Origin of the sequence: Aerococcus viridans (assembly GCF_002083135.2) — a bacterium.
GTDB lineage: Bacteria > Bacillota > Bacilli > Lactobacillales > Aerococcaceae > Aerococcus > Aerococcus viridans_C.
In genome coordinates, this window is the sequence record NZ_NBTM02000001.1 from 1,305,736 (window position 1) to 1,328,080 (window position 22,345).

Here is a 22,345-nt window from a genome sequence, read left to right on the forward strand (position 1 = left end):
AGAGAGGATTTTAACATGAGTGTTGTTTTAGGCAGTATATCAGAAGGATTGTTATGGGGATTATTGGCGATGGGGGTTTACTTAACTTACCGAATCCTAAATGTGGCCGATATGACAGTTGAAGGATCGTTTTCTTTAGGGGCAGCCTTGGTATCACGGTTAATTTTTGAATTTGCCATGGAACCTTGGATTGCCACCTTACTATCATTTGTCATTGGAGCAGGTGCTGGACTAATCACTGGTTTATTACATACGAAATTGAAAGTGCCAGCTTTGATTGCATCTATTATTACCATGACTGGTTTGTACTCTATTAACCTACGTATTTTAGGTCAAGCCAACTTACCATTATTAAGTCAAAATACCTTGGTCACTCAAATGCGTCAATTAATTGAAGACAAGACTTTAGCAGTTATCGTTATTGGTTTATTCATTGTTGTAGCCATCGTGGCCTTACTTAAATGGTTCTTTGATACGCAAATTGGTTTAGCCATCCGTGCCACAGGTGATAACTACATGATGAGTGAAGCCAACGGGATCAATACAGACTGGACAAAGATTATCGGCTTCATGGTAGCCAACGGATTAGTTGGTTTATCAGGTGGTTTATTAGCGCAAAACAACGGCTATGCAGATGTCAACATGGGTGTTGGAGCAATGGTTATCGGTTTAGCCTCAGTAGTCATTGGCGAAGCCATTGGGAAAAACATCACCTTTGTTAAACGCTTATTAGCGATTGTATTAGGGTCAATCATTTACCGTTTACTATTACTATTGGTATTAGAATTAAACTTCAATCCAAACGACGTCCGTCTATTCTCAGCCTTAATCCTAGCCGTAGCGCTTGGGGTACCAGCTGTTCGTCAACACGGTAAAAAAGTTGTGAAAAATTCAATTACAAGTAAAGAAGCGTAGAAAGGAGATTGACCAATGACTAGCGTATTAACATTACAAAATGTACATAAAACATTTGAAGCTAAGACACCAAACGAAAACCACGTATTAAAAGGGGTCGATCTAAAGGTGGAAAAAGGGGACTTCATTACGATTATTGGTGGTAACGGGGCCGGAAAATCGACTTTCCTAAATGCCATTGCCGGTTCGCTATTGGTAGACCAAGGGGCTATTAAAATTGAAGATAAAGACGTGACCAACCTAACTGCCAACAAACGCGCAGGCCTAGTATCACGCGTATTCCAAGATACACGGATGGGGACTGCTAGTCGCTTAACTATCGAAGAAAACATGGCTATAGCAGACCGTCGCGGCCACTCATTTGGTTTTGGACGAGGAGTCAACAACAAGCAACGTGAACAATTTAAAGAAGCCTTAAAACTATTGGACTTAGGATTGGAAAACAGATTAACCGCTGAAGTTGGCTTGCTTTCTGGTGGACAACGTCAAGCATTAACATTATTGATGGCGACTTTGAAAAAGCCAAAAGTTTTACTATTAGATGAGCATACAGCCGCCTTAGACCCTAAAACATCGGACATGGTTTTAAAATTAACGGAAGAAGTGATCCAACGAGACCAATTAACAGCCTTGATGATTACACATGATATGGAACAAGCCATCCAAATGGGTAACCGCTTGTTGATGATGGACAATGGCCGCATTTTGATTGATATCTCTGGTGAAGAGAAGAAACAATTAACCGTACAACAATTATTAGACATGTTCAAAAAACAATCAGGACGTTCATTAAACGATGACGCTTTAATACTAGGATGAGCGCGAAATCGTTCAGCTCAATATTGATGGCAGTCTAAGGCAGTACCACATGCAGTGTGGTGCAACTTAGGCTGAAGTGTACTTGAGCTGGTCGAGTGAACTCGACTTGATTGAATGGGTGCAATTGTAGTTTAGTAAGTCTTTGGCTATCATGATATAAAATGATGTTCCATAAATGATGATAACGATTCAAACTCACCAAGATATGATGATGGACTCATCATGAATAATATTGTCTTCCTTTAGACGCAAAAAGACCGCCAGGGTTTGCCTAGCGGTCTTTTGATTTCTAAATTAGGCTTCTACGGTTAGTTCTTCACCGATTGCTGCTAAACGTGCAACGATTTCATCGTGAGACCAACCTTTAGCTTGTACGTAACGGTTGCGTGGGTGAACACGGCATTCGTGTGTACAACCACCAAGATGTTTTTCTTGGTTTTCTACTGAAGCTAAGATTTGTTTGTTACATTCTGGGTTACCACAGTTTACGTAACGTTCACATGGAGTACCGTCGAAGTAGTCTTTACCAACGATTGACGGGTCAACATGGTTTATTGGTACAGAGATGCGGTCGTCAAAGACGTACATTTTACCTTCCCATAAGTCGCCACGAGTTTCTTCGTCTTGACCGTAGTTTTCGATACCACCGTTTAATTGGCTAACGTTTTCGATACCTTCACGGATCATCCAACCAGAGAATTTCTCACAACGTACGCCACCAGTACAGTATACAAGGACTTTTTTGTCCATGAATTTTTCTTTGTTTTCGCGTACCCATTCAGGTAATTCGCGGAAGTTACGGATATCAGGGCGGATAGCGCCTTTGAAGTGACCAAGATCATACTCATAGTCGTTTCGTGTATCTAATAAAACAGTATCTTCATCTAACATTGCTTCACGGAAATCAGCTGGATCTAGGTGGGTACCAGATAATTCGTTAGGGTTTAAATCTTCTTCTAGGTTTAAAGAAACGATTTCTTCACGGTAACGTACGAACATTTTTTTGTGTGCGTAGTCATCCGTTTCGTTAATTTTAAACCATAGGTCAGAAAATTCTTCCATAGCGTGCATGTGTTCCATGTAGCGTACAGTCACTTCTTTTGGACCAGATACAGTACCATTAATCCCTTCATCACTAATTAAAATACGGCCTTTTAATCCGATTGATTTACAGAATTGTAATTCGTCTTTGGCGAGTTGTTCTGCGTCTTTAATTGGTACATATTTATAGTAAAGTAGTACCTGGAATTCGTTATTATTCATTTATTATTCCTCCATCATATTGCAGGTATGACTGCGAGTTTTTACGGATTACATTATAAGGCATAAACCAGTGATAAACAAGTACTAAATTTGTTTCGAATGTTGAAAAAAGTTCACAAGCCTGTTTTTACATTAGAAAAACATGCTATAATGGATTGTGAAATATGTATCGATTACATGAATTTTCAAGTAAATCGTTAGTAGGGGTTAGTTATGAATCATAAAGGAACCAAGACAATAGAAACACAACATCTATTGTTACGTAAGTTCAAAACAAGTGATGCCAAGGACATGTTTAAGAATTGGGCAGGGAATATGGCAGATACAGAATTTGTTACGTGGGACAAGCACCAATCCGTTTCTGATAGTAAAAGTATTTTAGAGAAATGGGATAAACGCAAGGACAGAAGTAAAACCTACAGATGGTGTGTGGAAGACAAATCTTCTGGAGAAGCGGTAGGTGAAATTACGGTGACTGAAGTGCATAAAGACACCCAGGCTGCCGACTTAACCTTCTGTATGGGTCAAGCCTATAAAGACCAAGGCTTAGCGAAGGAAGCTTTAGAAAATATTGTGCATTTTTTGTTTAAAGAAGTGCAAATGAACCGTTTGTCTTTTGATCAAGATAGTCGAAACAAAGCTGACAGAGAATTGGCTTTAGCCTTAAACTTCGAATATGAAGGGTTACGCAAAGCTGCTTTAGCCAATAATTCAGGTATTTCGGACAAAGCCTTGTATGGTGCTGTAAGATAGTCTTTAAAGTGAATACAGAAAAAGGTATGTGATAGAAAACATCACATACCTTTTTCTGTGGCAATATATTATAAAACTTTATCTAAGAATTCTTTTGTACGGTTGTGTTGTGGGTTACTGAAGATATCTTCAGGTTTACCTTCTTCAACAACGTATCCGCCGTCCATGAAGATCACACGATCCGCTACTTCTCGGGCAAATCCCATCTCATGTGTTACAACGACCATGGTCATACCTTCTTTAGCAAGGTCTTTCATAACGTTTAATACGTCACCAACCATCTCTGGGTCAAGTGCTGATGTTGGTTCATCAAACAACATGATGTCAGGATTCATTGCTAAAGCGCGGGCGATAGCCACACGTTGTTTTTGTCCACCAGATAAAGAGTTTGGAAAAGCTTCTGCTTTATCCGCTAAGCCTACTTGCTCTAATAAAGACAAAGCTTGTTCTTTGCTGGCATCTTTTTGTGTCTTACCTAATTCGGTTGGCGCTAGGGTAATATTCTCCAAAACGCTTAAATGTGGGAATAGGTTAAAGTGTTGGAACACCATGCCGATATTTTGACGTGCTTTATTAATATCGATAGATTTGTCGGCAATATTTGTGCCATCTACTAAAACTTCACCACCGTTGATGTCTTCTAAACGGTTTAAACAACGTAAGAATGTTGATTTACCAGACCCTGATGGTCCGATGATACAAACTACCTCACCTTGGTTAATGGTTAAGTCAATCCCTTTAAGGACCTCATTTTTACCGAAGCTTTTCTTTAAATCATTTACAATAACTTTTGCAGTTGCTGTTGTTTCAGCCATTTTCTCATCCCTCTCGGATTTAATTCTTATTCATCTCTTCGTATATTTTCGATTGACAAATTTAATGGTATTTTAATTTGAAATTGTCACTTTGTCAACTTTTATCACAAGCTTTAATTGTAATGTAAACAATGAGGGGCACTGATTGATTGCCCAAGGGTATTTTGTTATATTTTGTGTATTAGATTAGACAAGAAAGAGAGGTAGTAAATTGAAAAAAGTACTAGCATCTTTAGATATTCAGCAATTATTCATCATCACTTTGGGGACATTAAGCATGACCATTGGTTTGTATTTCTTCTTAGTACCTGATTCCCTTGTCGGTGGAGGTACTGGAGGTATGGCGCAGGTATTTGCACCTTTTATTCCACTACCTTATTCAGTGATCCTCTTTGCCATTAATATGGTCTTACTGGTCATTGGGATTATGGTGATTGGTAAGGAGTTTGGTGGGACAACCCTGTATTCTGTCATCCTCTATTCAGGATTTTATGCCTTGTTCGAACGGTTTGTACCAGTGACAGGGGCAGTTGCTGATGATCCCTTGGTCAACTTGATTTTGGGTCAAGTCCTCCTTTCAACTGGTGTCGGCCTGGTTTTTAATGCTGGTGCCACAACTGGTGGGGTAGATATTATTGCCAAAATAATGAACATGTACCTACCTATCAGCTTTGCGACAGGGGTCATGATTTCTGATATGACCATCTTGTTTGCGAATATGGTGGTATTTGGGATTGAACGTGGTTTGTATGCCACAATCGGGGTCCTACTGGCCAATGTCGTTGTTGACCGCGTTATCACTGGTGGTTCTGCAAGATACAACGTGAATATTACGTCAGAAATGGCTGGGGAAATCAACGATTTTATTTTGATAGAATTGGCCCGTGCGACAACAATCTATACGGCTAAGGGTGGTTATACGAAGAAAACGCGGGCAGTTATTACAACGGTAGTTGACCGGGAAGAGTTACTACGTCTGAAAAATTTTGTTACTGAAATAGATAGCAATGCTTTTATGTATGTATCGCCAGTATCTGAAGTGACTGGGCGCGGATTCTCCTTTGAAGTGAGGAAAAAACAGTCTCGAATTGCTAAACTAAGAGAGCATGCTTTGAAAGGAAAAAATTCTAGTATCAAGAATTAGCCTTTTTGTTCCAATAATCATGTATAATAAAGATATATATCATAAGAATGATAGCAATACGAACGGAGGGCTAGTGTGAGAACAGATGAATTATATTCAAAGTTGATCAATTTAGGATTTATAGAAAACTACTATGTGGCTAGCAAAGAATATAAGGATGGGTCAAAACACCGGATTTTGAAAATTTATGATGATGACGCCAAGCTGGCTGAAGTAGCTTTAGACCAACCATACATGATTCGTACAACTTATGAAGGTTTCGAGGCAAGAAATGAACTCGAAAAACAAGCCTTATTAAACTTACTCATCAGCTATGCACAAACACCAATTGAAGGACGTCAGTCAGCCCTATATTTTGCCTATTACCATGATTTAAATAATATTGTGCATTTTATTAAACGTCTACGAAACAAACGTTTAACGGACGATATGATTCCATTGGCTTATTTTACTACACTAACACCAGAACAAAGAGAAAGCTTCTTATTCTCAATGTCAGAATTTGATGATTTCCCAGAGGCATACCGGCCACGTTTTACGCCAGATTCATTTGTTAAAGTTGTTTCTTATGAAGAATTCTCGCAAAACATCCATGACCGCTATAATCTGGATATGCCTGAGGCAGAACCATCATACAGTAGGGCTGATGAAGCGGAAGATGACGCTAAGGATGACAGCGATAACAATAACAAGGACAGCCACGCGACACTTGGCGACGTCCATGATATTTCAGATTTTAGAAAAAAATCTGACGATGACCAACCTGACCAATAGGACCTATAACAAAAGAACCACTCTATCAGCGCTAGTCGGTATGGATAGGGTGGTTCTTCTTTGTGTTAAATTTTAAAGAATAGTCTGCGTATTTTGTTGTGCATACTTCTTCGGAGAGGTGTTGAATACCTTCTTGAATGAACGGTAGAAAGTAGAATAATCTCCGAATCCTGATGCGTTGGATATGTCTTGTAAGGACATTTTGTTGGTGCTCATATGATCGATTAATTGTGCAGCATAGTTGGCACGTTTCTCAATCAAATATTCGTGGAAGTTTTGGTTCATTTCTTTACGGAATAGTTTTGATAAATAATATGGCGAAATATCAAATACTTGTGTAATCCGGTCTAATTGTAAGTCAGATTCTTTAAAGTGTTGATCAATATAGTAGATGATGTGACTAAAGTGTTTGTCCTCTTTATAATCACCAGACATAGACGGGATTTTCTTCGCATGGTAGACGTTCATCAATGAATGGTATAGGTGAAAAGCAGTTGCGAAGGTAGTTTCTTCTACTTCTTCATCACTATAAGTAAGAATTTTATTTAAATGAGTAATTGTCTTATCCAGATTTTCTTTATCTAAACGGTAATGCCCCGGTTCATTATAAAAGCGAATAATATCTTCATAAAGATTATCATTTACCATAGCATATTGATCAATCAACATCTCAGGCACCATGCAAATAAAACGAGTATTATTAATACCTTCTTCACTAGTCATTAAATGCGGAGTGTTAGGTGGAATGATCAGAATATCACCATTGTAAAGTGTGTAACTGATATCATTAACGATAAACTGACATTGATTACCTAAGTAAAATAGAATTTCAAAATGGTCATGATAATGCATACTGGCAGTAATTCTAGAGTATTCTGCAAGATCCATACCAATTTGCTCAAGCGAAGGGATATTATTATAAGATTTAAGCATCATTGTGCGTCGTTCATCATGATAGCTAAGAGATAAATGTTTCTGAAATGTATTAACGGCAATTGCTTCCAAGAGTTCACCTTCTAATTTAACTTTCGTCATAATAATTTATACTTTGCAATATTTAACTTATGTCTATAGTGTACTAAACTTCTACAAGCGGTTTCAAGGCTTTTTATAATTTAATTTTAAGAAAGGGATTGTGCCGTAAAAAATCTGTAATATATGTTATAATTTAAGGGAAAATAAGGCCTTTGATAACCAATGCCAGTTTTAATCTCATGCGATACAGTATTTTACAACAGTCAGGAAAAATACAATTTTCAACACTGCGCAACTTTAAAATCAAAAATGAAAGAGTATTTTAAAGGCTTTTTGGTTTCAATAGCACAAAAAAAACAGTACAATAAATTTTGGTGTAATGAAGAACTTATTTTATGCTGAAATTTATTGCTTTAGGAGACGAGCTTATGGATAAGGACCAAGAAAAACTTATACAAAGAATTCAAGCTGTGCCAACTGATGATTACAGCTACTGCATTCAAGTTATCTCTAAAATTTTAAGAGATAACCACAAACACACCAGCGATGATGAATTTATAAAAGCCTTTAATGAAGTGATGGCGGAAAAATTCCCGAATCAATCAACAGATTACAATCAAATGATTGCTGAAATTAAAATGCAAGATGATGTCGAATTCGTTAAACGCATTCGCAATATTATGGCAATCGACCCAGTCCGTGCCAATTTTGAAATGTCATTATATATTCGCCGGATGGAAGACGATTTTGACCAATTCACACCTAAGAAAAACATAAAAAACTTAAGTATCTATGAGGAATTAGACTTATTCCAGTTTATTTACCATAATGAACCAGGTCTAGAATTAGAACCAACAACGCGTGACTATGCTGGGATGTATGTAGAATATGCCAAGGTGCAAATTCAAGCCAATGAATGGCGTGAAGCGATTGACTCATACCAACAAGCCTTATTATGGAATCCCTATGATGTAGACACTATCTACGCCTTAGCGGAACTATACCAAGAAATGGAACAGTACGGGATGTCTTACCCAACCGTTCTTAATGGTTTGAGTTATTCACTTAGAGTAGAGGACCTAGCTTATGGGTTTGCTTTAATCGGGGACTTCTACTACCGTAAAGAAGACTTTGAGAAAGCCTACATGTTATACCATATTTCCCTTATGTGGAATGAAAATGATAATGCCAGAGCAGGTTTAGAAGTCTTAGCAGAATTAGACCGTGAGTGGCCAGAAATTCTTGAAGGTAAGGAACAAGAAGCCTTCCTTGAGGATCTTGGCTTAAACGACTATCCATCAGTGGATATGTTAACAGCTTTAAAAGAAGCAGCATTCCGCTTTAATGAGCACGGCCAATATGAAGCGGCCTACGAATATTTAGCCATTTATGAAGATATTTTAGGCAATGTTGACCCGCAAGTGACGGCAGTTTTAGACCAACTAGAAGCTGACCACCCTGATTTATTGATGGAAGAATTGGACCATGATCACGATCATGACCACCATCACCATTAGCCATAAAAATTACAGAGACGAGACCAATTTGAGATTCAATATTGGGACTCGTCTTTTTTTTTTGCGAAAAATAATCACTGCCAGAAAGCTGGCATGTGATATAATTGTTGCGTACAAAAATTGAGCGCGTGCAATAAAGGAGAATGTTATGATACCTAGATATACCCGTCCTGAAATGGGGCAAATCTGGTCACAAGAAAATAAATATGCCTCTTGGTTGGAAGTTGAAATTCTTGCAACAGAGGCATGGGCAGCCTTAGGGGAAGTCCCTAAAGAGGATGCGCAAGCTATTCGTGAAAAGGCCACTTTTGATACAAAACGAGTGGAAGAAATTGAAAAAGAAACCCGTCATGATGTGGTTGCCTTTACCCGTAATGTGTCTGAATCATTGGGCGAAGAACGTAAATGGGTGCATTATGGCTTAACGTCTACTGATGTTGTGGATACAGCTCAAGGTTACCAATTAAAACAAGCAAATGATTTAATTCGTAAAGATTTAGACCGATTCTTGCAGGTGTTAAAAGCACGTGCGATTGAACATAAATACACGGTTACAATGGGTCGTACCCACGGTGTGCATGCTGAACCAACGACTTTTGGTTTGAAAGTAGCGCGTTGGTATTCAGAATGTAAACGAAATATCCAACGATTTGAAGCAGCTGCGCGAGGTGTTGAAGCAGGTAAAATTTCTGGTGCAGTAGGTACTTACGCCAATGTACCGCCATTTATTGAAACTTATGTATGTGAACACTTAGGCATTAACCCACAAGAGATTTCAACGCAAATCCTACCACGTGACTTACACGCTGAATATATTTCATCACTCGCTTTAATTGCTACAATGATAGAAAATATTGCGACAGAAGTCCGTTCGCTACAAAAATCGGAAACGCGGGAAGTGGAAGAATTCTTTGCAAAAGGGCAAAAAGGTTCAAGCGCTATGCCACATAAGCGTAACCCAATCGGTTCAGAAAACATGGCTGGATTAGCCCGTGTCGTTCGTGGTCACGTCATGACTGCCTATGAAAACGTGACTTTATGGCATGAAAGAGATATCTCTCATTCATCTGCTGAACGGATTATTCTACCAGATACAACAATCTTAGTAGATTATATGTTAAATCGTTTCGCAAACATTATGGAAAAACTCACCGTCTTCCCTGAAAATATGAAACGCAACATGGATGCTACTCACGGTTTAATCTACTCACAACGTGTATTGCTAAAATTGGTTGATGCAGGCTTATCACGCGAAGCAGCCTACGATTTAGTTCAACCATTAACAGCAATCGCTTGGGATGAAGGCAAGCACTTTAAAGGGCTTGTAGAAGCCAATGAAGAAATCACTAGTCACCTAGATCAAGCAGCTATTGATGACGCCTTTGACTACCATTACCACATCCAAAAAGTAGATGGCATCTTCGAAAAATTAGGACTAGTAGAAGATTAGATTATTAACAAAATCGTGATGACTGTATACAAAAAGGTCACAGTACTTAACCCAGATTAGGGCAAGTACCGTGACCCTTTTCTTTAGTGTATAAAAAACTGTTCCAAGTAGCATGAATCAGCATTATTTTGGTCTGAGGTTGAACTCGCCTAGTGTGCCTTAGCAGTGAAAGAGCATGGACTAATGTACGTCATTCTGTTTGGACTTCCAGACCTTACAGAATGAGTAATCAGCCAAACCATCAGACCATGGCTGATGGTGGTGCCACTGCTTTTAAGGCAATGATAGGCGAAGGCTGAAATCTATAAGTCTATAAAACTATAATCAAAAAAAGGAGACTCTTACGATTCTCCTTTTTTTGGTACTTCATGCGGTCTAATATGATAATGCTTAATAAAGGCTCTATAGAAGTTACTATAATCATTAAAACCCGCTTTTTGCCATGACTCCGTGATAGACAAACCACTTTCAATCAAGGTATAGGCATAACCTAACCGCAACTCCAAAATGAATTGGTAAATGGTTGAATGGAAGTAAGGTTGGAAGACGCGGTTGACAGTTGAAGTTGAAATGTCGAACTTGTCTGCGATATCTTGAAGGGTTATGTCTTTTCGGTAGGAATCAACAATAAAATGTTTAATTTCGTAGGCTAAAATCTCTCTTTCAGACATCTCGAACCGGTTTTGGTTTGAAGCTGAAGAAAGTCGATACAATTCAAGGAATATGGTCGATACAATACTAAAGACCATTTTCTTTTGAATGTTGTCTTCAGGTCGTTTCAATTCCAACTGTAATTGAATCAAATTTTGTAATAGATGTTGCCAAGTGACAAATGAGAAGCTGAAGACATGTGGTTCATCAAAAACATGTTTAACTTCAGGTGTTTCCACAAAATCATCGGCGATGGCATCTAAGTAAGGTTCGCCTAGGGATAAAATATAGGCATATATTTTTTCTTCTGTTAGTTTGTGGTCGTCAACGTGAGGACCACAGTCTTTTTCCGGTAAGATTAACCGTCTCATAATTGGTTCAGGTAAGACAACAATTTGACGTACAGAGACGTCAATTTTCTTGTCGGCTAACTCAATAGAGAAGGGCCTAAGAGGAATCAAGAGTTCGTTTCGATGGAAAGAAGAACGATTATAAATGTCAACCTTTTGTTGATCAACTTTTTTTAGTTTGATTCGAAATGGTGGTGTTCTAGTTGGCATAAATCAAAACTCCTATTATATATATTCAATCCAGCTACTACTTATAACTTGCAGAAATAAGAAAGAGTGTGCATTTAATTCAATACACACCCTTTTAATATACCACAGTTTAGCTTTTAAATGGAAAGACTATAGCAAATTCAAACGCTTCATTTCAGATTCAAGTGCAGCCACTGTTTCTTCTTGGGCAGGGACTAGTGGTAGACGCACTGAACCTGTATCGAAACCAAGCATAGACAGGGCTTTTTTGATTGGAATTGGATTTGGCTCACTGAATAAAATATCGATTAACGGTTTAAAAGCCGTTTGAGTTTCAGTCGCTTTTTTAAAATCGCCATTTAAGGCATAATGAGTCATTTCATGTACTTGTTTTGGTGCAATGTTAGCCAAAACAGAAATCACTCCTTGGCCACCCAAACTCATTAATGGAATAACCGTATCGTCGTTTCCAGAGTACACATCAAAATCAGGACCAACGTTGTAACGCGCCTCCACTGCATTGGCTAAATCACCAGTTGCATCTTTAATGGCGACAATGTTGTCGATATTTTTAAGTTCCGCCAATGTTTTAGGGGCAATAGACATTCCTGTACGGCCTGGTACATCATATAGGATAATAGGCGTCGTTTTTACAGCATCTGCAATGGCACTATAATGCGCCAATAAACCAGCTTGGCTCGTTTTTAAATAATAAGGCGTTACAGAAAGAATAGCATCTGCACCTGCGGCTACACAGTCTTTCGTTAATTGGATCCCGTGGGCAGTATCATTAGACCCAGCACCAGCAATCACGGGCACACGACCATTGACTTTTTCCACGCAGAATTTTACTAATTCAACTTGTTCTTCGTCAGTTTGTGTTGAAGCTTCACCAGTTGTTCCGGCAACGACAATGGCATCTGTACCATTTTCAATTTGAAATTCAATCAACTCCGCAAACACATCGTAATTGATATTTTGTTCTAATGAATTATCGTAAGGGGTAACGATGGCTACCGCAGAACCTTTAAAAATTGTCATGAGAATCCTCCTAAATTGTTCGCACTTTGTAATTGTCTCTATGAAAAACGATCAGATAGCTTGAGTATAAAAAAAGGCAGACAAGAGCATCACTCTGTGTCTACCTAGGAAAACGTGTCAAAAAATACTGATAGCATTCAATAACCCTAACAGTTTTTTAATCCCTAGCATAAGACAAGCGCTCCGCACCTTAATGGGTATTAAGGTTTGACAGGGATAACCCTCTTAGGTATTACCCCCAACACAGAAAATCTGCATTTCGGCACAACCACCTTTCACCATCGGCTACTGATTGGTTGCGCATCCTCTATATCTATACTTTCTATTCGTATAATCGTTAGTTTAAAACTAACATGACTATCCACTAAAGGCAAGGGCTAAATGAAAAAATTATTAGATTTCGAAAGCGTTATTTCATTTTCTTTTTTTATTAGACGTATATTCTCTGGGTAATCGTTGACCTAAATTCGTCAAGACTTCATGGGCGATCGTTCCAGCGTGATTAGCAACGTCCACTACATCAACAGTCTGGCCGCCATTTGTTCCGATTAAAGTCACCTTAGCGCCAACAGGCATCTCATGGGGTAGGCGAATAATCATCTGGTCCATACAAATCCGGCCCACACTCGGGCACCGCTCGCCGTCTACAATGGCATCCAAGCCCAAATAACTTCTTTGCCAGCCGTCCGCGTAGCCAATCGGTAGGGTAGCCACCCATTCATCCGCACCGGCCACATAATCAGCCCCGTAGGAAATCGTATCGCCCGCATGCATTTGTTTAACGTAGATAATTTCCGTCTCCAAAGTCAATGCCTGCTTGAAATCAACAGGCGACGCCACATCTTCCATACTTGGAATGGATCCGTATAAACCCAGGCCAAGTCGCACAGCATCCAAAGTTTTTTCCGGGTACCAAAGGCTTAAGGCAGAGTTTGATTGATGGAAAAGGGGGGTGTACCCTAATGCTGAGTAGTCCAATTGACCAAGTAAATCTCCAAAAAAGTCAGATTGGGCTTGAACCTTGTCCTTACCATGGTCAGTGAAGGAATCAGCTGTAGCATAGTGTGTAAAGACTGAAGCCAACTTAAATTTCTTCGGATGTTTGGCAATGTAATCAATGATTTTTTGCGCTTCTTCAGCAGACCGCACACCAATCCGACCCATCCCAGAATCCACTTTAAGGTGGACATTCAATTGATGGAGGCGAGAAAAGTCTTTATCGTGTTTCTTGGCGTATTTTAAATAGTCCAAGCTAGACACTGTCACGCCAATTTCTAAATTGGCTAAAAGCCAGGCATCGTCTGGATCAGTCAACCCTAAAATCATGATAGGGGCAATGATCCCGGCATCTCTTAGTTCTAAAGCTTCATCCGCAACTGCGACCGCAAAACCGTCCGCACCGCGAGATTGGAGGGCGTCGGCAATTTTTACGGCACCTAAACCATAGCCGTCAGCCTTAACGACTGCCATGACAGCTTTATTACCGATATGCTTTTTAATAGCGAAATAATTATGAGTAATCGCATCTAGAGACACGATGGCCTTACTAGGGCGATGATAACCAATGGTCATAGTTTAAACCTCTCTTTAATCATGTGGATTGATCGAAATAGATAGGAAATGGCGTTAATACCGCGCATTTCACTTCTCATTTATTATAACACTTGTGGGTAAAAACTCGAAAGAAGGGTCTCTAATTTAAGGAAAAGCTAAGTTAGTCCAATCCTAAGGTAACTTTAGTTGTCAGTTAAACGTCTTCAGAGGTAGAGATTTGTAGAAACCTCGGTACATGGCTATTGTAAGTAAGGATCCAAGGGACAACTCGGTCTCTTGGAAAAATGTACTCGATACCAACAGCGATAATGGCACCAAGGAAGGTATCCAATACCCGAAGCAGGGCATAGATATATTGATTGTCCGCTGGAATATTGAAGACAATGACAAGAAAAGTGGCGCTACCACCAATAACCCCTTGGGGATTCTTAACCAGAAGGTTGGTTTGAATCGTAATTAAAATACCTAAACCGCCTAAAAGTGCAGTAATTAAATAATGGTCAGGCAATAAGTTATGTAAAAAAATAAAAACCAATGAGGCAAAAGCCCCACAAACAATGGCTAAGGTTCTACGCAAACCAAAAGAAAGCGACGAAGTGACGTCAGCCCTTTGGGAAAATACTGCTGAAAGGGCAGCAATTTGCGGGTCAATAGGGATAAATGCTGAAACAAGGACTATTACAAAGACGCTCAAAGAAGTCTTTAGGGTCCGCATACCAACATGAAAATTTTGTTTCACTGAAATAGGCTCCTTTAATTAAGAGAGAAAGTTGAAAAATTCCGCTTCTCCACAATTTGAATTTTCTTGTAAATAGATTATACTAGGAATACTTGATGAAATGAACTAAATAATAAAGGTGGTGCACTAGGTGAAGCGGCAAACATATCGCCAAGCGAAAAAAGCGCTTGAACGCGAGAAGAAGAATAACCAAAAAAAGTATGGAAAATCTTTTTCAGATGACATTAACTCCTCAGTCTCTGGGACAACACTCACACAGGATACAACTGAATTTAACGTCGAAACGTTTGCGGAAACACCTGTGCCAAAAGAAACCTTCCAAGACTTAGACACCAATGAAATCTTCTTTGAAAGACAAAGACAAAAACAGTACTTTTGGTCAGGTTCAAGCAATCACTCGCGCAAAGTACTGGTATGGATTATCCTAGCCCTCGCCATCCTAGCAGTAGCCTTGCTTGGGCCACGCGTATTCGAATTCTTCCAAATGATCTTTAAGTAGAAAAAGTGCGACAGGAGTCGTTAAGAAATAAAAGCAAAAGCAAAAGGAAAAGCGCCCTTCACTTGTCGTGGTGGGCGCTTTTTTGAATCGCATATTTTAAATGTATAGAATTAAAAAGTGAAATTTGATTCGTCCACAAATCATAGACAGATGATTTAAGGAGGGGTTACTCACTTACATGGTGAACCAAGTATATAATAAGACTTTTTAAGAATAAAAAATGGTTAGCATCCAAGATTGAAGGATAGTGAAATTAGATTTATATAATATCACTTAATTAATATTGACCATGACTTATTCTGCATTTTTGACAAATGCTAATTCGTTAAATGTCGAATTTTATTGACCAGTAATCATTTTTAGGATTAATAGATTAAGTAAGCTTGGTAAGTACTAAAGGGGAAACTCGGCCATAAACTGAAGGTTCGAACCCGACTATGGCTGAGTGCGGCCCCACTGCTTTTTAAGGCAATGATAGGCAAAGCAGAAGATAAAGGATTCTATATTGCGAAATAAATCAAAATTACTACATAGGGTATATGAACATAGAACTAAAAAAACACGACGAACGTCGTGTTTTTAGTGTGCAATATTTTATTTTGGTTGAATAATAATCATATCTTTGGTGAAGTGGTTCAAGTTTTCAGTGCGACCATCATGTGCAATCACTAAATCTTCAATACGAACGGCTGTATTACCAGTCAGGTAGATACCAGGTTCGATGGAGAAGATATTGCCATCTTTAATGGTATCTGTATTAGCTTTTGACACATCGCCTTTTTCATGAACTTCGCGTCCAATGAAATGCCCTAGTCGGTGGGTAAATTGGTCACCGTATCCTTGGGCTGTGATGTAATCACGCGCTGCAGCGTCCACATTTGCCGAAGTTTCGCCAACTTTGACCGCGTCAATGCCGCGTAAATTGGCTTCCAGCACGATGTCGTATACCCTTTTTGCCTCAGCACTAGGCTCACCGTAATAAACGGTACGGGTCATGTCGGAACAGTATCCTTCATGTTTACAGCCGATATCAATGACAATCGAATCACCGCGCTTCGGCAAGGTATGGTCAGATTCATGGTGTGGGTCAGCGCCGTTTGGACCGTAAGCGATAATGGGTTCGAATGAAAAACCGGCATCTGCACCTTCTTCATCGTAAATGCGGGCTAATTTATCTACGGCAGCCAATTCGTCCAAACCAAGTGGTAAGACTTCTTCGATTAAACGAGCCATAGCACGGTCGTTAATATCTGAAGCTTTACGCATTTTTTCTTGTTCTTCAGCAGTTTTAATGGCTCTTTGGGCATCAACTAAGTCAGAACCTACTTCAAAAGTGGCTTGGTTGTATGTTTTGGCGAGGGCTAGTAGTTGGTCAGCCCGCCACAATTTATCCACGCCGATTCGTAGTGGGGCGTCGGTTGCTGGGAAATCCGCTAGATTTGCGAAGGCTTCAGTTATTGTGTAGTTATCATCTACCCAAGTGACGTCAATTTCAGCTAATTCGTCGAATACAAATAGCTTGTTAGCAATAATTTGTGGATCTTTTTCCGGTTGGATAATTAATAACCAAAAACGTTCCATGGGGTCAAAAATGACACCGGTGTAGTAGTCGATGGATGCCTTGTCGCTAATGATTAGGGCATCTAAGTTGTGGTTTTTAACTTGTTGTTGAATGGTTGTTAGTCGGTTGCTATGCTCTTGATCCATATGTCCTCCATCTCGTGTTACAGATAGCCGTCAGAAGAATCTTCACTATATTTCTCTTCAGCTTCTGGATGTTCCTCAATATATTCCTCAAATTCACGTAAGGTCATACCATCATGGGTTTCAAGGAAGTCCTCGCGACGGTCTTTACGGTATTTGACCATTTTCTCTTTAAATATTTCACCAGTAGTTGGCGGTGTCCAAGAAACGGCGTTGGCGCCAGCTTCGATCACTTTACGAATGGTGTCTTCATTCTGACCACCAGTTGCGATAATCGGCACATCTGGGAAATCCCGGCGAATCCGTTCAACTATAGCGGCTGTTTCTTTGCCACCTGAAACGTTTAGGATATCCGCACCGGCAGAAATTCGCGCATCAATATCGTTATAGGCAGAGACAACTGTCGCTACAATTGGGGAGTCAACGGTGTGTTCAATATCTAGAATATTTTCTGCGGTCATCGGGGCATTCACCACAACCCCTTGAACCCCTGTCGCTTCGGCAAAAAGGGCAATATCTACGCTACGCTTACCCTGAGTTGTACCGCCACCAACGCCAGCAAATACAGGTTGACTGGCTACTGATGTCACTGCTGAAATGATTGCAGGATGCGGGGAGAATGGGTAGACAGCTAAGACGGCATCCGCATTACAATATAGGATTGTGGCGACGTCAGTTGTAAAAACGAATGATTTTAAAGTTCGTCCAAACACGCGAATACCGGATGCTTCGTTAATAACTTCTGGCACCATCACCATATCGCTTCTAAATTGCGAAGAGATATTTTGAGAGCCGTTTTTTGGTTGATTCAACGTTATAACCTCCATTTAATTGATTGAATGGGTGTTTCAAATAGTTCTACACTTATTATAATACTTATGTAAAAAGAATGACAATTCAAAATTTCAACAGGGCGTCATATCAAGTTAAAAAGCTGTTCAAATAATTCGATTATGAAATATAAATTAACATTGATATCGGTACATGTTAAGAAATCTATCAAAAAATTTGACACCTGCTTAAGAAATGATTAGAATTATTTTATCTTTATGCAAAAATCCTGTTTACATTCAAGTTTATTTCAATTGTATTCAAAAGGAAAAATCAAATTAAGAAGAGGTGCTATGATGATTACATTTGATCATGTTGAAAAATATTATGGTAAATTCCACGCGTTGAAAGACATTAATCTGAAGATAAATGAGGGTGAAGTTGTGACCTTGATTGGACCTTCTGGTTCCGGTAAATCAACTTTAATTCGGACGATAAATGCTTTAGAAAAGGTAGATTCAGGCCATTTAATTGTTGATGGGAAAGATATTACAGACCGCAACACTGACATCCGTCAAATTCGCCGCGACTGCGGTATGGTGTTCCAACACTTCGAATTATATCCTCACATGACTGTGTTAGAAAATGTGACATTGGCACCTTTAAAAGTCTTGAAGAAAACCGATAAAGATGCCCAAGATAGAGCAGAGCGTTTGTTACAACGGGTAAATATGTGGGATAAACGTGACGCATACCCAAGTCAATTATCTGGTGGGCAAAAACAACGTGTGGCCATCGCACGTGGCCTAGCTATGCGTCCGAAAATGATGCTATTTGATGAACCAACTTCAGCACTTGACCCAGAAATGGTTGGGGAAGTATTGGATCAAATGAAACGTATCGCTTTTGAGGACAACATGACTATGGTTGTTGTAACGCATGAGATGGGCTTTGCTAAAGAAGTATCGAATAGAACCATCTTTATGGCAGAAGGAGAAATTTTAGAAGACCGTCCATCGAAAGAGTTCTTCGAAGATCCTCATGATGAACGTGCCGTTCAATTCCTAAGCAAGATCTTAGTCTAATCACCAAGTCACGCTTAAGGAAAGAGGGGGATACTATGAAAAAACTATGGAGAATTGTTGCGCTAGTGGCTTTTGCTTTCTTGGCTACGGCCTGTACAAGCTCTGCTGCAAGCCAACAGGATATTGCTGAGCGAGTCGACAGCGAAGCCTACCCGGTCATCACTTGGGGGGTAAAAGTCGATACCAACTTATTTGGGAAATATAATATTGAAGAAAACCGCATCGAAGGTTTTGATATCGATATGGCGAAAGAAATTACTAAGCGTGTCGGTGGGGAAAATGCCGAAGCAGAATTTGTTGAGGTAACCTCCAAAACCCGTATTCCTTTACTGAAAAATGGGAACGTAGATGCTTTGATTGCCACCATGACCATCTCAGAAGAGCGGTTAAAACAAGTTGACTTTAGTCAAGTGTACTTTGACGCCGGGCAAGCCTTGATGGTGCCTGAAGATTCTGATATTGAAAGTGTTGAAAGCTTGACGAGTGAACATACCGTTTTGGCGGTAAAAGGGTCTACATCAGCCCAACGAATTAAAGAAGCAGCGCCAAATGCGAATATTTTAGAGTTAGAAAACTACGCTGAAGCCTTCACGGCCTTAAAATCAGGTCAAGGGGACGCGATGACTACTGATAATGCGATTTTATTAGGCATCATGGAACAAAATCCAGGTTACAAAATTGCTGGCTCAACCTTTACAACAGAACCATATGGTATTGCCATCAACAAAGGTCAAGATGGCTTCTTAAACGAAGTAAACCAAGCCATTGATGACATGGTAGCTGATGGTACTTATCAAGAAATCTATGCAAAATGGTTTGGTGACGATACTGAGTCATCAATTGCAGAATAGGGAGGTTGAGCACATGTTTGAATTATTAACAAATTATTCTGATTTAATTATTGAAGGATTTATCAATACCTTGATTGCATCAGTGATTGCTCTGATTGCTTCCTTAATTATTGGTGGTTTAATGGGGATTATCCAAACCTTAGATAATAAGGTTTTAGCTAAAATTGGGGATATCTATGTAGAATTTTTCCGTAATATTCCTTTATTGATTATTGTAATGTTTTTCTATGTAGTTATTCCTTTATACGGGGTGGAAATTACCGGATTCCAATCAGGGATTATCGGTTTAACCCTTTATACATCTGCCTTTATCGCGGATGTTGTTCGTTCAGGGATTGACGCTGTACCTAAAGGCCAAAGAGAAGCAGCTATTTCACAAGGGATGACTTACAGACAAACGATGCAGTACGTGGTTTTACCACAAGCTGTGAAAATTGTGATTCCGCCATTAGGTAACCAATTTATCAACTTAGTAAAAAACTCTTCTATTCTAGCTATGGTAGCTGGGTTAGATTTAATGTATTACGGTGATTTAATTGCCAGTGAAACCTTTAATACTTTAGGGACCTACACAATGATTGCAGGTATTTACTTGATCATTACAGTACCTTTGACTTTATTAGTTTCATATATTGAAAAACGATTAGCACAACAGGACGTACGTTAGAAAGGAGCGGTAATAGATGGATTTTGCAGGTGCATTTCAATGGATGAATATCCAGTTTTTACTTGATGGTCTATGGGTTACGCTTCAAGTAACGTTTTACGCTATCATATTCTCGTTAATTTTAGGTGGTATTTTTGGGGTTGTTCGTTTTATGGGGATTCCAATTTTATCTAAAGCTTTAGGGCTAGTTGTCGACATTATTCGTAACTTACCTTTACTATTGATTATCTTCTTTACTTACTTTGCTTTGCCACAATTAGGGATTCGCTTAAATATTTTCTGGGCAGCAGTAGGGGCCTTGACCATATTTGAATCAGCCATGATTTCAGAAATTATTCGTGGTGGATTGAATGCTATTCCAAAAGGGCAGGCAGAAGCAGGGATTTCAACCGGTTTAACCCGTGTTCAAACCTTGGTATATATTTTATTACCACAAGCTGTGCGGTCTATGGCACCTTCGATTGTGTCGCAATTGATTGCCTTGATTAAGGATACATCGCTTGCGACAATTATTTCCTTACCGGAATTGACGCATAATGCGAAGATTATCTACAACCAAAATACAGCATATGTGATTCCAATGTTTGTGATCATGACCTTCCTATATTGGTTGGTATGTTATACCTTGTCTAAATTTTCAAAATACCTATCAAACCGACGTTCTAACAAGGCCACAGCAAAAGATGGCGCTTTGAAAACACCGGCATAGAACAGTTCAAGTCGTTGGTTTTTGTTTTTCTATCATGGCCTTTGAACCAAGATGCGAGCCAGAGCGTTAAGACAGATAGCACTGGAAGAAGTCATTCTTTCAAAAGACCACAAGAATATGTAGGTTGATTGTAAAATAGGATAGTTTTTTAAGATTGGGCCTAAATGGTTTCATGAAGCTGAACATAGGTTAGGGATTCAAAAAAACCAAATCTGTGTTCAATAATTTTTTTAATATCAACAAGGGGTCGGGATTTTTTCTCGGCCTTTTTCTTTGCCCAAACAATGTGATAAATAAAGAAAAATGAAGAAACTATGATAAAATAACACTATCATGAAAATCGTGAAAATAAGGAGGTAGTCGCTTGGCTCAAGCAATGAACGCACAAAATAAACAGGGCGGGCTTTCGGGTTCTACCTTGAAATGGATTGCCATGGTCACCATGATTATTGACCACATGGGTGCAGCCATATTACTGCCTTTATTGAATAGTGGACAACTGGAAACCTTTGATTATTCCTTGGCTTATACGGCTTATACCAGCTTTCGGCTTATCGGGCGGATTGCTTTTCCGATATTTTGTTTCCTATTGGTTGAAGGTTTCTTTCATACCTCTAATAAACAAAAATATGCTATAAGGTTAGGGATTTTTGCTTTGATATCGGAAATTCCTTTTAACCTAGCCATTGGCCAACAATTTTTTGATTTGGCTTATCAAAATGTATTCTTTACCTTATTGTTGGGGCTATTAGCAATCTGGTTGGCTAGTATAATGAAATACCACTGGCTAGGTATTATCCCTATCGTATTATTAGCAATCGCTGCAGAGTATTTCAATACGGATTACGGCATGTTTGGTGTAATTTTAATTGGTGCCCTTTATGTTACCCGAGACCAACGATTCATCCAATCCTTTGCTGGGGCGGTACTCGTGCTATGGGAAGTGACTGCACCAATATCTTTTGTAATGACCTACTTCTACAATGGATTAAGGGGCCGTTACAACGCCAAATGGCTGTATTGGATTTACCCTATTCATCTGCTGATATTCGGCTTGATTGCCCGTTATTTCATTATTTAGCCTATTCATATAACACACAAAATTTAAAA

At 39.2% G+C, this 22,345-nt stretch carries 22 protein-coding genes and 1 riboswitch; of the genes, 13 read left to right on the top strand and 9 right to left on the bottom strand.

Annotated elements, in window-relative coordinates:
• Window positions 1-15 precede the first annotated feature (15 nt).
• Together A6J77_RS06210 and A6J77_RS06215 are read left to right on the top strand one after the other, a co-directional pair.
• Window positions 16-915, top strand: coding sequence for an ABC transporter permease (locus A6J77_RS06210; protein ID WP_083069127.1), 900 nt, complete (start codon window positions 16-18; stop codon window positions 913-915).
• A 15-nt stretch (window positions 916-930) separates the two neighbouring features.
• Window positions 931-1,734, top strand: a complete 804-nt coding sequence (locus A6J77_RS06215) for an ABC transporter ATP-binding protein (RefSeq protein ID WP_083069129.1) — start codon at window positions 931-933, stop codon at window positions 1,732-1,734.
• 294 nt (window positions 1,735-2,028) lie between these two features.
• On the opposite strand, the gene A6J77_RS06220 is transcribed toward A6J77_RS06215, so the two are convergent.
• Window positions 2,029-2,997, bottom strand: a complete 969-nt coding sequence (locus A6J77_RS06220; protein WP_083069131.1) for a rhodanese-related sulfurtransferase — start codon at window positions 2,995-2,997, stop codon at window positions 2,029-2,031.
• Window positions 2,998-3,210: 213 nt separating this feature from the next.
• Here A6J77_RS06220 and A6J77_RS06225 point away from each other — a divergent pair, with 213 nt between their 5' ends.
• A complete protein-coding gene (locus A6J77_RS06225; protein WP_083069133.1) occupies window positions 3,211-3,750 on the top strand; it encodes a GNAT family N-acetyltransferase in 540 nt (179 codons plus the stop codon).
• A gap of 68 nt (window positions 3,751-3,818) precedes the next feature.
• On the opposite strand, the gene A6J77_RS06230 is transcribed toward A6J77_RS06225, so the two are convergent.
• A complete protein-coding gene (locus A6J77_RS06230) occupies window positions 3,819-4,565 on the bottom strand; it encodes an amino acid ABC transporter ATP-binding protein (protein ID WP_016896446.1) in 747 nt (248 codons plus the stop codon).
• Between the two features lie 211 nt (window positions 4,566-4,776).
• Between A6J77_RS06230 and A6J77_RS06235 the strand changes: the two genes are divergently transcribed.
• The gene (locus A6J77_RS06235; protein WP_083069135.1) at window positions 4,777-5,709 is read left to right on the top strand and encodes a YitT family protein; all 933 of its coding nucleotides are present in this window, start codon (window positions 4,777-4,779) and stop codon (window positions 5,707-5,709) included.
• Between the two features lie 75 nt (window positions 5,710-5,784).
• A complete protein-coding gene (locus A6J77_RS06240; protein WP_083069137.1) occupies window positions 5,785-6,483 on the top strand; it encodes a hypothetical protein in 699 nt (232 codons plus the stop codon).
• Window positions 6,484-6,555: 72 nt separating this feature from the next.
• On the opposite strand, the gene A6J77_RS06245 is transcribed toward A6J77_RS06240, so the two are convergent.
• Window positions 6,556-7,518: a helix-turn-helix domain-containing protein gene (locus A6J77_RS06245; protein WP_083069139.1), complete on the bottom strand. Its 963-nt coding sequence runs from the start codon at window positions 7,516-7,518 to the stop codon at window positions 6,556-6,558.
• Window positions 7,519-7,886: 368 nt separating this feature from the next.
• Between A6J77_RS06245 and A6J77_RS06250 the strand changes: the two genes are divergently transcribed.
• Window positions 7,887-8,975 (top strand): hypothetical protein, encoded by a 1,089-nt coding sequence (locus A6J77_RS06250; protein WP_227645135.1) that lies wholly within the window; start codon window positions 7,887-7,889, stop codon window positions 8,973-8,975.
• 148 nt (window positions 8,976-9,123) lie between these two features.
• A complete protein-coding gene (gene purB / locus A6J77_RS06255) occupies window positions 9,124-10,425 on the top strand; it encodes an adenylosuccinate lyase (protein ID WP_083069143.1) in 1,302 nt (433 codons plus the stop codon).
• Window positions 10,426-10,766: 341 nt separating this feature from the next.
• On the opposite strand, the gene A6J77_RS06260 is transcribed toward purB, so the two are convergent.
• From A6J77_RS06260 to A6J77_RS06275, 4 genes are all read right to left on the bottom strand, one after another.
• Complete coding sequence (locus A6J77_RS06260; protein WP_083069145.1) at window positions 10,767-11,636, bottom strand: AraC family transcriptional regulator; 870 nt, start codon at window positions 11,634-11,636, stop codon at window positions 10,767-10,769.
• 129 nt (window positions 11,637-11,765) lie between these two features.
• Window positions 11,766-12,656 (bottom strand): 4-hydroxy-tetrahydrodipicolinate synthase, encoded by an 891-nt coding sequence (dapA, locus tag A6J77_RS06265; RefSeq protein WP_083069147.1) that lies wholly within the window; start codon window positions 12,654-12,656, stop codon window positions 11,766-11,768.
• Window positions 12,657-12,825: 169 nt separating this feature from the next.
• Window positions 12,826-12,974: riboswitch (Lysine riboswitch) on the bottom strand.
• A gap of 96 nt (window positions 12,975-13,070) precedes the next feature.
• A complete protein-coding gene (alr, locus tag A6J77_RS06270; protein WP_083069149.1) occupies window positions 13,071-14,228 on the bottom strand; it encodes an alanine racemase in 1,158 nt (385 codons plus the stop codon).
• A 175-nt stretch (window positions 14,229-14,403) separates the two neighbouring features.
• Window positions 14,404-14,949 carry an FUSC family protein gene (locus A6J77_RS06275; protein WP_083069151.1) on the bottom strand — a complete coding sequence of 182 codons (546 nt, stop codon included), beginning with the start codon at window positions 14,947-14,949 and terminating at the stop codon, window positions 14,404-14,406.
• A 130-nt stretch (window positions 14,950-15,079) separates the two neighbouring features.
• On the opposite strand from A6J77_RS06275, the gene A6J77_RS06280 reads away from it, so the two are divergent.
• Window positions 15,080-15,448: a hypothetical protein gene (locus A6J77_RS06280; protein WP_083069153.1), complete on the top strand. Its 369-nt coding sequence runs from the start codon at window positions 15,080-15,082 to the stop codon at window positions 15,446-15,448.
• A 594-nt stretch (window positions 15,449-16,042) separates the two neighbouring features.
• Here A6J77_RS06280 and A6J77_RS06285 read toward each other — a convergent pair.
• Both A6J77_RS06285 and A6J77_RS06290 read right to left on the bottom strand, forming a co-directional pair.
• Window positions 16,043-17,155 carry a M24 family metallopeptidase gene (locus A6J77_RS06285; protein ID WP_083069155.1) on the bottom strand — a complete coding sequence of 371 codons (1,113 nt, stop codon included), beginning with the start codon at window positions 17,153-17,155 and terminating at the stop codon, window positions 16,043-16,045.
• A 17-nt stretch (window positions 17,156-17,172) separates the two neighbouring features.
• Window positions 17,173-17,964, bottom strand: a complete 792-nt coding sequence (locus A6J77_RS06290) for a hydrolase (RefSeq protein WP_376715918.1) — start codon at window positions 17,962-17,964, stop codon at window positions 17,173-17,175.
• Between the two features lie 315 nt (window positions 17,965-18,279).
• On the opposite strand from A6J77_RS06290, the gene A6J77_RS06295 reads away from it, so the two are divergent.
• The 5 genes from A6J77_RS06295 (at window position 18,280) to A6J77_RS06315 (ending at window position 22,316) form a co-directional block, all read left to right on the top strand.
• Complete coding sequence (locus A6J77_RS06295; RefSeq protein WP_083069159.1) at window positions 18,280-19,008, top strand: amino acid ABC transporter ATP-binding protein; 729 nt, start codon at window positions 18,280-18,282, stop codon at window positions 19,006-19,008.
• A 35-nt stretch (window positions 19,009-19,043) separates the two neighbouring features.
• The gene (locus tag A6J77_RS06300) at window positions 19,044-19,859 is read left to right on the top strand and encodes a glutamate ABC transporter substrate-binding protein (protein WP_083069161.1); all 816 of its coding nucleotides are present in this window, start codon (window positions 19,044-19,046) and stop codon (window positions 19,857-19,859) included.
• A gap of 13 nt (window positions 19,860-19,872) precedes the next feature.
• A complete protein-coding gene (locus A6J77_RS06305; RefSeq protein ID WP_083069163.1) occupies window positions 19,873-20,526 on the top strand; it encodes an amino acid ABC transporter permease in 654 nt (217 codons plus the stop codon).
• Window positions 20,527-20,542: 16 nt separating this feature from the next.
• A complete protein-coding gene (locus tag A6J77_RS06310) occupies window positions 20,543-21,235 on the top strand; it encodes an amino acid ABC transporter permease (RefSeq protein ID WP_083069165.1) in 693 nt (230 codons plus the stop codon).
• Between the two features lie 364 nt (window positions 21,236-21,599).
• Entirely contained in the window at window positions 21,600-22,316 is a 717-nt protein-coding gene (locus tag A6J77_RS06315) for a TraX family protein (RefSeq protein ID WP_083069167.1), read from the top strand.
• Window positions 22,317-22,345 lie beyond the last annotated feature (29 nt).